This is a genomic window from Marinobacter salinisoli, from assembly GCF_017301335.1.
Taxonomy (GTDB): domain Bacteria; phylum Pseudomonadota; class Gammaproteobacteria; order Pseudomonadales; family Oleiphilaceae; genus Marinobacter; species Marinobacter salinisoli.
Window position 1 is genome coordinate 2,498,964 of record NZ_CP071247.1, and the last position, 13,491, is coordinate 2,512,454.

The 13,491-nt window shown below is 54.9% G+C and carries 11 protein-coding genes and 1 tRNA gene; 4 read left to right on the forward strand and 8 right to left on the reverse strand.

Features of this window, described 5'->3' with window-relative positions; translation table 11 throughout:
* Positions 1 to 15: 15 nt before the first annotated feature.
* Complete coding sequence (gene metH / locus LPB19_RS11300) at positions 16 to 3,714, reverse strand: methionine synthase (protein WP_206643004.1); 3,699 nt, start codon at positions 3,712 to 3,714, stop codon at positions 16 to 18.
* 244 nt (positions 3,715 to 3,958) lie between these two features.
* Between metH and nfuA the strand changes: the two genes are divergently transcribed.
* The 3 genes from nfuA to LPB19_RS11315 all read left to right on the forward strand — a co-directional run bounded on the left by nfuA (position 3,959) and on the right by LPB19_RS11315 (position 6,350).
* Complete coding sequence (gene nfuA, locus LPB19_RS11305; RefSeq protein WP_206643005.1) at positions 3,959 to 4,546, forward strand: Fe-S biogenesis protein NfuA; 588 nt, start codon at positions 3,959 to 3,961, stop codon at positions 4,544 to 4,546.
* Between the two features lie 221 nt (positions 4,547 to 4,767).
* Complete coding sequence (locus tag LPB19_RS11310; protein WP_206643006.1) at positions 4,768 to 5,973, forward strand: DUF445 family protein; 1,206 nt, start codon at positions 4,768 to 4,770, stop codon at positions 5,971 to 5,973.
* A 17-nt stretch (positions 5,974 to 5,990) separates the two neighbouring features.
* Positions 5,991 to 6,350, forward strand: coding sequence for a hypothetical protein (locus LPB19_RS11315; RefSeq protein ID WP_206643007.1), 360 nt, complete (start codon positions 5,991 to 5,993; stop codon positions 6,348 to 6,350).
* Here the strand turns inward: LPB19_RS11315 and LPB19_RS11320 are convergent.
* From LPB19_RS11320 to LPB19_RS11340, 5 genes are all read right to left on the reverse strand, one after another.
* A complete protein-coding gene (locus tag LPB19_RS11320) occupies positions 6,347 to 6,676 on the reverse strand; it encodes a TusE/DsrC/DsvC family sulfur relay protein (RefSeq protein WP_206643008.1) in 330 nt (109 codons plus the stop codon). The genes LPB19_RS11315 and LPB19_RS11320 overlap by 4 nt on opposite strands.
* A gap of 5 nt (positions 6,677 to 6,681) precedes the next feature.
* Positions 6,682 to 6,963, reverse strand: coding sequence for a sulfurtransferase complex subunit TusB (gene tusB / locus LPB19_RS11325; protein ID WP_206643009.1), 282 nt, complete (start codon positions 6,961 to 6,963; stop codon positions 6,682 to 6,684).
* 21 nt (positions 6,964 to 6,984) lie between these two features.
* On the reverse strand, positions 6,985 to 7,335 hold the full coding sequence (locus LPB19_RS11330; protein ID WP_206643010.1) for a DsrE family protein: 351 nt from the start codon (positions 7,333 to 7,335) through the stop codon (positions 6,985 to 6,987).
* A 3-nt stretch (positions 7,336 to 7,338) separates the two neighbouring features.
* Complete coding sequence (gene tusD / locus LPB19_RS11335; protein WP_206643011.1) at positions 7,339 to 7,755, reverse strand: sulfurtransferase complex subunit TusD; 417 nt, start codon at positions 7,753 to 7,755, stop codon at positions 7,339 to 7,341.
* An 80-nt stretch (positions 7,756 to 7,835) separates the two neighbouring features.
* Positions 7,836 to 8,549, reverse strand: coding sequence for a Bax inhibitor-1/YccA family protein (locus LPB19_RS11340; RefSeq protein ID WP_206643012.1), 714 nt, complete (start codon positions 8,547 to 8,549; stop codon positions 7,836 to 7,838).
* A gap of 213 nt (positions 8,550 to 8,762) precedes the next feature.
* Between LPB19_RS11340 and LPB19_RS11345 the strand changes: the two genes are divergently transcribed.
* Positions 8,763 to 8,853: transfer RNA gene (locus LPB19_RS11345), tRNA-Ser, on the forward strand.
* A gap of 270 nt (positions 8,854 to 9,123) precedes the next feature.
* On the opposite strand, the gene LPB19_RS11350 is transcribed toward LPB19_RS11345, so the two are convergent.
* Both LPB19_RS11350 and LPB19_RS17110 read right to left on the reverse strand, forming a co-directional pair.
* Positions 9,124 to 9,747: a hypothetical protein gene (locus tag LPB19_RS11350; protein WP_206643013.1), complete on the reverse strand. Its 624-nt coding sequence runs from the start codon at positions 9,745 to 9,747 to the stop codon at positions 9,124 to 9,126.
* A gap of 348 nt (positions 9,748 to 10,095) precedes the next feature.
* Positions 10,096 to 13,425 (reverse strand): sacsin N-terminal ATP-binding-like domain-containing protein, encoded by a 3,330-nt coding sequence (locus LPB19_RS17110; protein ID WP_228289099.1) that lies wholly within the window; start codon positions 13,423 to 13,425, stop codon positions 10,096 to 10,098.
* Positions 13,426 to 13,491 lie beyond the last annotated feature (66 nt).

Genomic DNA, 13,491 nt, shown 5'->3' on the forward strand with positions numbered 1-13,491 from the left:
TGTTTGGTCGGCGGCTTATTCCGCTGGATCGTAAGCCAGGCTGGGTGCAAGCCAGCGTTCCGCCTCGGCCTTCGTCATGCCCTTACGTTCAGCGTAGTCTTCCACCTGGTCTGCGCCAATCTTTCCCACGGCAAAATATTTCGATTCCGGATGCGCGAAGTACCAGCCAGATACCGCCGCAGCCGGGAACATGGCGAAGTGTTCGGTCAGTTCGATGCCTGCCGTTTTGGGGGCGTTGAGAAGCTCAAACAAGGCGGCCTTTTCTGTGTGGTCCGGGCAGGCCGGGTAGCCTGGGGCCGGGCGGATGCCTTGGTAGCGCTCTTTGATCAGCGCATCGTTATCCAGGCTTTCGTCCGTGGCATAGCCCCAGAACTCTGTTCGAACCCGCTCGTGCATGCGCTCGGCAAAGGCTTCGGCCAGGCGATCTGCCAGGGCTTTCACCATGATGGCGTTATAGTCGTCGTTGCGATCCTTGAACTCATTGGAGAATTCCTCGGCACCGATACCGGCCGTCACGGCGAAACCACCCACATAATCGCAGCAGGCCGAACCCTCAGGTGCAACAAAGTCGGACAACGCCCTCATGGGCTGGCCGGGCGCCTTTTCATCCTGCTGACGAAGGTGATGCAGGGTGGTCAGTTCTTCCGTCCGGCTTTCGTCCTTATAGACCACGATGTCATCACCGCGCCGATTAGCGGGCCAGAAACCGACCGCTGCTCGGGCCGAAATCCGTTTTTCATCAATCATCTGGCGAAGAATCTTCTGAGCGTCATTGAACAGGCTGCGGGCCGCTTCGCCCCGTTTCGGATCATCCAGAACGGCCGGGTACTTTCCTGCAATGTCCCAGGAAATAAAGAACGGTGTCCAGTCAATGTACTCGACCAGCTCGTTCAGGTCGTAGTTATTGAACTCGCGGATGCCGGTGAATGCCGGTTTTGGCGGCTCGTAATCGTCCAGCCCGATTTCCGGTGCTCTATCCCGGGCCTCTTTCAGGCTGACCAGTTTGGTTCGTTCGCCCCGGGATTTCCGCCGCTCGCGAATCTGGTCATACTCTTCCCGGGTGGCCGACACCAGTGGGTCTTTCGCGGTTTGACTGAGCAGTTGTGAGGCTACGTTCACGCAGCGGGAAGCGTCGGACACGTAAAGCGTCAGGTCATTCTGGTATTCGGGCTCAATTTTGACCGCTGTATGTGCCTTCGAGGTGGTCGCGCCGCCGATCATCAGTGGGATATTGAAATCCAGCCGCTGCATTTCCTTGGCAACGTGAACCATTTCATCCAGCGATGGCGTGATGAGTCCGCTCAAGCCGATGATGTCGACATCTTCCTTGCGGGCGACGTCCAGGATTTTTTCGCAGGGCACCATGACGCCCAGATCGATGACCTCGTAATTATTGCACTGCAACACCACGCCCACGATGTTCTTTCCGATGTCGTGAACATCGCCTTTTACGGTGGCCATCAGGATTTTGCCCTTGGCTTTTTGTTCCGACGTCTTTTCCGCTTCGATGAAGGGAATCAGGTGCGCAACCGCCTGCTTCATAACGCGGGCGCTCTTGACGACCTGAGGCAGAAACATTTTGCCGTCACCGAACAGGTCGCCGACCACGTTCATGCCGTCCATCAGAGGGCCTTCGATCACTTCGATCGGATGCGTGGCGTTCTGGCGACAGGCTTCGGTGTCTTCGACGATGTAGGTGGTTATACCTTTAACGAGTGCGTGCTCCAGGCGCTTTGCCACCGGCCATTCACGCCACGCGAGGTCTTCTTCCTGGGTCTTCTTGCTCTGTCCCTTGAATTGCTCCGCGATTTCCAGCAGGCGATCGGTGCCATCGTCCCGGCGATTCAGCACTACGTCCTCAACACGCTCTTTCAGGTCCGAGTCGATTTCGTCGTAAATCACCAGTTGCCCGGGATTGACGATCCCCATGTTCATACCTGCCTTGATTGCGTGGTACAGGAACACGGAATGGATCGCTTCACGCACGACGTCGTTGCCGCGGAAGGAAAAGGACACGTTGCTTACGCCGCCAGAAATGGACGCATGAGGCAGGTTTTGCTTGATCCAGCGTGTCGCCTCGATGAAATCCACGGCGTAATTGTTGTGTTCCTCAATACCCGTAGCAATGGCAAAAATGTTGGGGTCGAAGATGATGTCGGCGGGATTGAAGCCGATGCCGGTCAGCACGTCGTAGGAGCGTTTACAAATCTCGGTCTTGCGTTCGTAGGTGTCGGCCTGGCCCTGTTCGTCAAAGGCCATCACCACGACAGCGGCGCCATAGTGCATGCAGTCTTTGGCGCGCTTGATGAACTCCTCCTCGCCCTCTTTCAGGCTGATCGAGTTCACTACCGCTTTGCCCTGAATGCAGCGCAGGCCCGCTTCAATCACTTCCCATTTGGAGGAATCGATCATGATGGGGACGCGGGAGATATCCGGCTCCGAGGCGATCAAATTCAGGAAGGTGACCATGACCTCCCTGGATTCAAGCATCCCTTCATCCATGTTGATATCGATAATCTGGGCGCCGTTTTCCACCTGGTCGCGGGCAACGCTCAGTGCCTCTTCATACTGTTCTTCCTTGATCAGGCGCAGGAAGCGGCGGGAGCCGGTTACGTTGGTGCGCTCGCCAACGTTGATGAACAGGACATTCTCGTCGCCGGTGAATGGCTCAAGACCAGACAGCCGGAGTGCCGGCTTGATGTCGGGAATCTGTCGAGGAGGGTACTTCGCGACGGCTTTGGCAACCGCCTCGATGTGATCGGGGCGTGAGCCGCAACACCCGCCAATGATGTTCAGGAAGCCGTCGCGAGCAAAACCCTCGATGATGTCTGCCATTTCCTCCGGGGTTTGGTCGTACTCCCCGAATTCGTTTGGCAGGCCAGCGTTCGGGTGTGCGCTGACATAGGTGGTCGCCTTGGTTGCCAGCTCTTCGACGTAGGGTCGCAGGGCGTCAGCACCCAGAGCGCAGTTGAGGCCAACGCTGAGTGGCTTGGCGTGGGCAATGGAGTTCCAGAAAGCCTCGGTGGTCTGGCCGGAAAGGGTCCGGCCGGAGGCATCGGTAATGGTGCCGGAAATCATGATCGGCAGCTCAATGCCGCTATCGTCAAAGTATTGCTGCGTGGCGTATATGGCTGCCTTGGCATTCAGTGTATCGAAGATAGTTTCGATCAGAATGAGATCGCAACCGCCTTCCACCAGGCCTTCCACGGCTTCGTAGTAATTGTCGACGAGGGTCTGGAAATCAACGTTTCGGAAGCCGGGGTTATTGACGTCCGGCGAGATCGAGGCTGTTCTTGAAGTAGGACCCACGGCGCCGGCCACAAAGCGGGGCTTGTCGGGGGTGCGGCGAGTGAATTCGTCGGCAATGTCCCGTGCCAGCCTGGCGGCTTCAACGTTCAGTTCCCGGGCAATGGATTCCAGCCCGTAGTCCGCCTGGGAGAGCCGGGTGGAGTTAAATGTGTTGGTCTCAATGATGTCTGCGCCGGCGTCCAGGTAATCGGCGTGGATTTCCTTAAGGAGTTTCGGCTGGGTCAGATTCAGCAGGTCATTGTTGCCCTTTACCTCCCGGTCGAACTCCGCGAACCGCTCGCCGCGAAATGCCTGCTCATCCAGCTTGTGACTCTGGATCATGGTGCCCATACCACCGTCGAGAACCATAATCCGTTCTTTCAGGGCGTTATGAAGCTGTTCGAGGCGGATTTTGCGATCGGTCATATCTGAACTTCCGAGAGTAAGTAAAGTGTTGCGTCTTATTGCCGGCAATGGCGCGGAATCATAGCAAAAATGCGCGGGAGCGTCTCAGCGATGGCCCTCTTTTCGCACATTGGAACCTTGAAATTGCGGCCGGCCCACTATACGTAGAAGTTAGTACGCTTTAAAAGACCTAGTATTTTACTTGGTCTTTCATGTTCCGAGTGAGTCCCTTAGAATATCTGAAACATTCAGACAGGTTGAAAACATGGCAATGGTAACTGTGACAGATCCCGCCCGGGACTATCTCGCACAACTTATCGATAAGCAGGATGTAGAAGGCATGGGTGTCCGTATGTTCGTGACTCAGCCCGGCACGAAAAACGCTGAGACCTGCCTGGCCTATTGCCCACCCAATGAAATTGTTCCAACTGACGAGCAGCTGGATCTGGGCAAGTTCACCCTGTACCTGGACCACAGTTCGGTTCCGTTTCTGGAAGAGGCATTTGTCGATTACTCGAAAGACCAGATGGGTGGCCAGCTGACCATCAAGGCGCCGAACGCGAAGGTGCCGAATGTCTCTGACGATGCGCCCCTGCCGGATCGGGTAAATTACATTCTGGCCTCGGAGATCAATCCAAACCTGGCCGCTCACGGCGGCGAGGTGTCGTTGGTCGAGATCGTCGATGAGTCCGTGGCCGTACTTCGCTTTGGTGGCGGTTGCCAGGGTTGTTCCGCGGTCAGCCTGACCCTTAAGCAGGGGGTTGAAACGACGTTGAAAGAACGTCTTCCGGAGATTACCGGTGTTCGGGACATCACCGACCACACCAATACCGAAAACGCCTACTACCAGTAAATCGGGTGGTTGATTGAAAAACGCCAGTAGTGCTTCGCTACCGGCGTTTTTTTTTGTGTCTGGCTGCCGTATTACCGGTGTTGGGCTGGCGGCTCGGCCAATGTCCCGATTTGGCCTTTCCCACATGATTCAGGTAAAGCCCGACTGCATAAGCCTGTGGCCTGAATTTCGGCGGTCTTTCCCTTAATGGCTGGCACGTCATTCTCTTACCGGGGTTTCTTTTGTCCGACGCAACGCTTCTTTTGCTGCCGATAGTCGCGGGCCTGATTGGTTGGGCGACCAACTGGCTGGCCATCAAGATGTCGTTCTATCCCGTGCGCTTTATCGGATTGGGCGCTATTGGCTGGCAGGGTGTGATTCCCCGCAAATCTGAAAAAATGGCTCACATCTGTGTGGACCGAACCATGCAGCAGTTTGGCGACCTGAACGCCGTCTACGAGAAACTCGAGCCCCAGCGTATTGTGGAGCAGATTATTTCCCAGGTGACGCCTCGCATGGACGAGTACATTGATGAAATCATGTACGAAATCCAGCCGGTGCTATGGGACAACCTGCCGCTCTTCGTGAAACGGCGCATTTACCAGTGGGCGAGGCAGCAGTTGCCCAATCGTGTTGAAGAGCTGGTTGAAGACTTTGGGGACGATCTCGACGACCTGGTGGATCTCAAGGCGCTTCTGAGTAAGGAGCTGGAAAAGCATCCGGATCTGATGAATCGCATTTTTCAGCAGGCGGGGGCCGTGGAGTTGCGCTCGGTAGTCAATTGCGGCGCGCTCCTTGGGGGGTTGTTAGGGGCCGCGCTTATTCCGCTTTGGACGCGTTTCCCGGAACCCTGGATACTACCGGTCGGTGGATTTCTGGTTGGCTTTTTGACCAACTGGCTGGCGATCAATCTGATCTTTACGCCGGTTCGCCCTCGCCGGTTCCTGTTCTGGACAATTCAGGGGTTGTTTCTGCGGCGCCAGCCGGAAATTGCCGAGGTTTGGGCTCAGTTGGTGGCTGATGAGCTGATCACGGTTGAAAAAGTGGCTGACGCAATGCTGAACGGGCACCGTGGTGACCGAACCCGGGCTATTATCCAGAAGCATCTGCGGCCATTGCTCGATGATTCGATGATTATGAAGCTGACGGCGCAAGTCAGTGTGGGGATGGCCGGCTACACCGAACTGAAGAAGGTGATGAACCAGAAAGCGGTAAAGGCAACGAAAGAGGTTTTTAGTGACCCGGAGTTCAATCGGGAGCGTGCGCCGGTGGTCGCTGATGTGTTGTCGTCTCAACTCAAGGCGCTTGGGCCGGCCGAGTTTCAGGATATCCTTCGTCCAGCCTTCCGTGAGGAGGAGCTGCTACTGATGTTTGTTGGCGGCCTTTTCGGTGCAGTTGCTGGAATAGCCCAGTTTATTTCACTGACCTATTTTCAATTCTCAGGCTGAGGTGCGGGAGGCCGGACATGTCTGACTGGACGTTCATTGCAGTCATCGCTCTGGTGACGGGGTCCGTCGTGGCGCTTGTGTTGCTTGGCGTTTGGCTGCTTGTTGTGCGGCCCCATCTGGACCGGAAGGTTGAGCAGCTGATCGAGGCTTCCCAGAATATTGAGCTAAAGGTGAGTCAGGGTGTGAAGCGAGGTGTCCGGGAGGCTTTTCGGGAAATACCGGAGACCGCGCTGGATGGAACCCTGAAGGAATCCACCCGGCAGTTTCGAAAATTCGGATCTGCTTTGTTCGAGAACGGCCTGAGCAGCTTTATTGGCAATGCCGATGATTTAGAGCGCCGCACACCTCGTTCACCAAAGGCCGATAAAGAGGATTAGAGGCAGTTGGTGGGCCGGGGCAGGCCGGCAATCCGGCAGGCGGTTTTGGCCGGAGTGCCCGGAAATAACTGCATCAGGTAGATGCTATTACCTTTCTCTTCACCCAGGGCTTCCCGAACGGCTTTAACAAACAGTCGGTTGGAAGGTGGAGAGATTTCGTGCTTGGTGTAGAAGAATCTCAGAAAGTCGATGATCTCCCAGTGATTTTCTGAAAGTTCAATTGCGTCCTCTTCAGCAATCAGCTCTGCCACCTCATGAGTCCAGGCGTTGGCGTCCTCCAGAAAACCCTCGTTATTTCTTACAGGTAGGTTTTGATCAATTGCCATGCGGATCACCAGCTGATTACGCGTTTCGCTTGAAGAGTCAGATCGACCAGTCCCTCATAATCCAGAGTTGACGCAGCACTTCCGTCGGCGGGAAGTCCGCGTGCCTCTAGGTCTGACTGAATGGCAAACACCGAGTGCAGCGGCAACTGCTGCGTCACAGGAAGGGCGGTGACCCCGTTTTCCGTCAAGACCAGCGCGTCCTCCGGCCCGAGCATGGCCAGGCACTCGTTGAACCGGGGATGCTCCGGCGTCTTGTTTAGGATATGTAAGGTATGGATGTCGCTCATTTTAGCCATCTTAAAGAGAAATCAGTTTGAGAAAACGATACTGGTGTAGCTGGCAAGCAGATCGTGGCTGCTTTTGGTGATCGTTGTGCCCGCAATAAGCTCATCCTGGGCGAGGCCGTAGCGCTCGCAGGAAACCTGATCAGCCATAATTTTGTCGATACCGAAAATGGGCGCTGCGGTGATATTTTTTTCGGCTGATTTTTGCCCGATTGCCTCCGGCGCCTGGCCTTTGCGCAGCCAGTTCACGCCAGCCCCAGTGAACAGCAGGCTCACCTCTTGATCAAAGGTTGCCAGCGAGAAAGCCATGTCCAGCGCCTCGCGGCCGGCCCAGTTACCGTAGGGCGCTTGGTCGATCACGATGAGCGTTGTCATGCGTTAACTCCCGCTGTGGAAATACAAGGTCTTGGAGGATTTGATTGTACCCTCGACCCATTCGCCGAGCCCCGCGATCACAAAGGGTGAGAGCAGGTTATTGGATGCCAATTGGTAGCGCTTTTGTTCACCTTCATCGATCAGGCCCCGACGGAGGGCTGAAGCGACGCATGCAACGCCGGCTACTTGATGGTCATCCAGGAAAGAAGCCCAGGCATTCGGCCAGTGTGTTTCGTCTGATGGTGGTGTTGCCAGTGAAGACGCCAGGTGAACACCGTCCCCGTAAAGGAAGACCCGGTCAATTCTATGGCCTTTTGCGACGGCGGCCTTGGCGAAGGCGAGTGCGGTTTGAGGCGCCTGAGATGAATACGGAGCGCCGGTTATCACCAGAGTGAAAGATTCGGAGGCTTGTTCGCGCATAGTTTTTTTTACATGAAAACGTTCAGAAAGCAAAAGCCCCGGCCAGAGCCGGGGCTTTTCTGTCCAATGCCAGCAACGTTTTATTCGTCGTTGAAGGCGCCGATCAGGTGCAACAGGCTCGTGAACAGGTTGTAGATGTTCAGGTAGAGCGCTGTCGTTGCCATCACGTAGTTGGTTTCACCGCCGTTCACGATGCGGCTGGTGTCAAACAGGATCAGGCCGGACATCAGCAAAACGATTGCTGCACTCAGTGCCAGGCTGAACGCGCTGATTTCGACACCGAACATGGAGGCTACAAACATGCCCAGCATGCCAAAGATCACAACCATCAGGCCGGCAAACAGGAAGCCGCCCATGAAGCTGAAATCCTTCTTGGTAGTCAGCACATAAGCCGACAGCGAGAAGAAAACCAATGCGGTTCCACCCAGAGCCTGCATCACAATGCTACCGCCATTCGACATCGACAGGTAGTAGGTGAGGATCGGGCCGAGCGACAGGCCCAAGAGGCCGGTGAAGGCAAAAACGACAGCGATGCCCTTGGAGCTGTTAGCGGTACGAGGCAGTACCAGCCAGATCAGCGCCAAAGCGCCCAGGCTGCAGAGCAAGCTCGCGCCGCGACCCAGTCCAACGGCCATCGACACACCTGCCATCACCGCGCTGAACGCCAGTGTCATAGCGAGCAGGGTATAGGTGTTGCGCAACACTTTGGTGACGTCGGCATTGATACCTGTCGACGTTCCGGCGTGAGGCGCCGCATAGGTGCCTTGTTGACTGTTGATATGTCTGTTCTCCATTCTCATCTCCACTGATGACGATTCTGAGTTCTATTGTCCCATAATAATGTCAGCTACGTAACTTTCAATCATTTACGACCGTAAACCTGCCTATGGATTCCATTAAATGGCGGTAATGCGGAAAAAACCCCTCGCGGTGTTTTGGGGGCGTTGACAGCTGAGGCAATTCCGGTATCATGCTCACCGCTGTCGCAAGGCAGTAATGGAAAAAACGGTGGGCTGGCAGAGTGGCTGAATGCAGCGGTCTTGAAAACCGCCGAAGGTTAATAGCCTTCCCGGGGTTCGAATCCCTGGCCCACCGCCATTTTTTTCCAATAATCAGCATCTTAGGGAAGAGTAATTTCTGTACCTTCCTTCCTACCTATCAATAGAGAAATAGTGAACATTCAGGCGTTCGCTGACTGATTAGAGGCTTCATAATCTGGCTCTACGGGGCGAACCAATCTCCTGTAACTGCCTGATTTTAAATCAGCAGGCCTCCCATCCCCCTCATCGAAAAAAACTCTCCATTTCGATGTCTTAATTGTCGTGAAGTCGCGCCAGTTTGTGTTGGAGTTCTGAGGTTTTCAGTCGATCAGGCCCAGTCGGATAGTATGTCGTCCAATCTCCTAAACTCCTCTATTTGAGCGAACTGCATTTCGGTAAACATGCGTTGATGCTTTTCCTGCAATCGCTCAAACGTGCGAATGTGCATTCCTTTTGGACGCGTTCGATCCTTGGGCGCAGAGTTGTTTGGCCGGCCGGTGTAGCTAGCTTCGATTGACCGGAGTTTTCGGAACATTCGCTGAATTTGGTTTTCTCGCTGGCTCTGGTAAGCGATCCCCCAGCAATGCCGACAGAGCATCGAATTCGGTCCATAGAGAATTGCCACTCTTTTACTGCATTGGTCACCTGGGCAAAGAAACCAAGGACGATCACCGCCAAAATGACAGGCGGTTCGAGCGATGCCGATGGTTTGGTACGGAAACAGGTTTGTTTGGTTATCAAATGGGCTGTATTTGAGTTCCAAGCAGTCGTCGTAAACGACTATCGAAAATATCCCGCACTTCTTGCCTTGGTTGTACATATGCAGGTTGTACGCTGCCCCGGGCTTGAGCCCGTCGCTCTTCTGGAGTTTTCGGATATCGAGTGCCACGAACTGTTCGGGGAAAGGTTTTGCCGTTCTTGAAGGTTTTCTTCCGCTAAATATCCCGCCCATCTATCGCTCCGTTTTTTCGAAATCAATAGACAAATTACGGTCAAGAAATTTGAGAATAAGGAAACGTCATGCACGTGGCTAGCACCAGAACGCAAAGAGGCACTCTCAGTTCAGAGCGTCGCGATCTTCGAGAGCGGTATTACTCCGCCTTGTCCAGTAGATCTGTATGAATCAAAATCATGCTCTCTATAGAATGCTTTTGTCTTCCAGCTAAAAACCATTTCGCCTTCTTTTTTTAAATTCAATCACAGCATATAAAAAGGTTCTTGAAATAATTAGGTAAGTTCCAAGTCGTGGCTTGGCGCCAGTTGCGTAGCAACACCCGTTGAACGCACGCCGCTGTGCCGATCAACGGGGCGAATCAGTTCTGGCTATCTGGCTCCAGCCATAGTCGAACGTGAATGTTCGAGCTTGGCCAGCGGGATTCTGAATTCTGAGCACGCGGGCTTGTGCTGGATCGGTCGCGTGTTCGACTATATACAGCCAATATGCATCGCCTTTTTCGCGTGCATAGTCGAATTGGGTGTATGACAGGCCCACGGGGCGATCTTCTAGGCTCCCCGTCATCGACTTCACTTCAACCCATCGAATCTGCTTGCCAGTGCTGTCGGCCTCATAAAGATCAAACCCGGGGTTGCCTTCTGGCGTTCGAAATAGTGTCGGCTCAAGGTTAGTGATTAGATTGATGGCGTGCGCTTCGATCTGCATCCGCGCCGATTGATCGAGGCCATCAGGATCGGCTTCATTGTCATCCGGATGTGCGCCGACGTAGGAAATGAATGGCCGTCCTCCCGCGTGCCCAGGCTTTCTTTTCCCTGGGCCACCAGACCCACGAGGCCCGCCAGACCCGCCAGACCCGCCAGACCCGCCAGACCCGCCAGACCCGCCAGACCCGCCAGACCCGCCAGACCCGCCAGACCCGCCAGACCCGCCAGACCCGCCAGACCCGCCAGACCCGCCAGACCCACCAGATCCACCAGATCCACCAGATCCACCAGATCCACCAGATCCACCTGTGTCGCCTCCATCGGGGTCAGGGGTTCCTGGCGGGATATCTGGCATATCATCGCCATACAAATCATTGGCATCGTCGTATACGTCGATGTCGGGTGGCGCGTCGGCTTCCGGTTCCGTATCTGTCGGTTTGTTCGGTTCTGGTACTGGACTGGGCGTTAATCGGGATGCGAGCTCTGCAACGATAGCGGGATCTCTTCGAAGCAGATCTAGAATTTCTGGATCAATACCAGCTTCCTTGGCCAGCTGATTGATGATTGGCGGCTTAAAGGCAATCTTGGTCTGCAGGAAGGGGTTGGGCTTCCAGCCAAGGGTGTCGAATATCACTTGACTCGGCGTAGTCAGTTCGCCATGGCCGTTGGGCACCCAGGCGATCTGGTTAAGCATTCGAATAAAGGCCGCGTCAAATCGTGCATTCTTTGTTTCACGGTAGTAGCTCCATTCATAAGAACCATAAAATGCCCCGGTTCCGCGCCCTTCAAGATCTATCAGTGCTTCCCAAAGTACCGTTGCTTTAGTTACCGCTTCACTGTGCTGCAGAGTTGGTAAGAGCTTTAAAAGCTCTTCCAGCCCCCGAAGAGTGAAGTCTTGTGGTTCGGTCTCCCAGCTAGCGCGCTCAAGGCCGGCTTCTTTTCGGAGCTTTTCCTTTTCGGAGTAACTTAGTTGTGACGGTGTTGCCTCGGGGGTTAGGTAGCGGCTAGCACCACATGACACCAAAAGGTTGCGGATATCCTCACCGCGAAGACATTCATACTCGTTGTCGACTAGCAGTACATCGGGTACGCCGGCGAAAAGTTGCTGCAGGCGCTCAGTGGCAATATAAATTGCGCTGGGCTGGGCGACATAGGTCGCGCCATCCCCACTATCAATCACCATTACGAAGTTGTTTTCGTGTAGGGCTGCCTGGAGCTTTTCCTTCTGTTTACCTGAATCTGTTTTGAAAGCAGATAGGATTCGCTCGATGTCCGCCGCGTAAGCATCGTCATCCACGCTCACTTCTTGGTGCTGATACTTCGGCAGAATATTCCAGATTACGTCATCCACTGGATCAGGCTTGGTGATACCCAGTGAGCTCAGGAACGATATCGCCTCGGGTGTCGAACATACCGCACGGCTAATAGTGGGAAAATTTGTAGTGATATCGCTGGGTAGGAATGCGTTGGCCATGCCGTCTTCGCGCGCGACTACATGGGATCCGTCATTAAGACGGATTAGTGGAATGGTATCGAGGCGGCGACGCAGTGCCGCAGCCTCCTGGCCATTCAGAAACTCGTATAGCTGCAGCACCCACTCGTCGGGCTGCGCTTCAAGGAATTGCTTGTTTAGGCTCGGTATGAGTCTGGCTGGCGTGATCTCGTCTATGTCGAGTTCGCGCATCAGATACTGGCGGACCTCGGGTGCCTTATCCTGTGTAATATCAGCTGATAACCATGCAGTGACCGCAGGATCTAACAGCGCCGCAATCTGGTCTGCACTGAACAGTTCACGTAATTCTTGCGTGCGCGCCAGCTTTCCCTGATGGGCGGTCACGTACCGGCCGTCGAAAGTTGGTAGCAGAGCCTCCTCTTGAAACGCCTCCCGGACGGCATCGAATAACGGCGTAAACCGCGATCCTTGAGGAAACTTTTCGGGGTCGATGGGTAGACAGCGAAAAGCCGAAACATCCAGCATCGCTTCATCGCGCATCCAACGCATCGCTTCCACCAGTAGACTGGACGTTTCCATGACCAGATACTGGTTCCAAGGGTCGCTTGGTGGAACAGTTTCCCGACTGGGCGTGGTGCGATATGGGCCTTGCACGAGGAAACCAAGGTGGGTCTCCACCACAGTCGGGAAGAACACCACAAGCGGGGAGGTGGCCAGGGGATGAACGACCCAACGACCTGCAGCATCCTTGGGTTCGACCAGAGAAAACGCGATCTCCACCCTGCCAATCTTCTTCTGCTCCTCCGAGCAGACGTCGCGGTGGAATACTAGCCAGCTCTGGTCGACCTCAACTTGCCCGGTTTCATGGCCGATGACCGTCACGCGCTTGACGTTTTGCCCGAGTGCCTCCGGCCGGTTGCGCATGTAGAGCCCGGATGCGCCACCTTCGACGCTCCAGCTAATCTCCTCGACGTTGCGCAGAAACATCAGTGCGCCGGGCCCTAGGTGCCGGAACCCTGTCATGATGTCCTGTTCTACATCTGGTTCTTCAGCCCTGAGCGGCAGGATGATCTGTGTCTCGTCACTTTGGCGGCGCGTTCGAGTTGTTTGTCTGGGGAAGACGTATTCCTGGATAGCGAAGTCTTCTTCACCAGAGTGAATCTCTGGCAGGTCGGTAACCGTGTAGACTGATTTGAAGCCCAGTCCAAAGCGTCCAATGGACGCCTCGTTCTTTGTGCTCTCTGCAATGTCGCACACGCTTCGGACGTCTGCTTCATCGAATGGCTTGCCGAAGTGGGAAAGCGTCAATGTTGTTGGAGTCAGCTCAAAAGAGACCTTACGCGGCCCTTGCCAAGCGCCGCGTCGACCTAGGGCATCTTCGGCGTTCTGTAGCAGTTCGAAAATGAAGTGCGTTTGATTGTCATACAACCCCGCCGCCAGCGCCCCTGACTTTTGAGCGCCTTCCGTGCCATAGCGCCGCCGGTTTTCGTCGCAAATCGCTTCGTAGTTAGATGCCACTGCTCCCCCTCAATACGGCCTTTTGGCAGCTCTCGGCTTGCCAGGTTTGCCCATGTTTGCCCGATC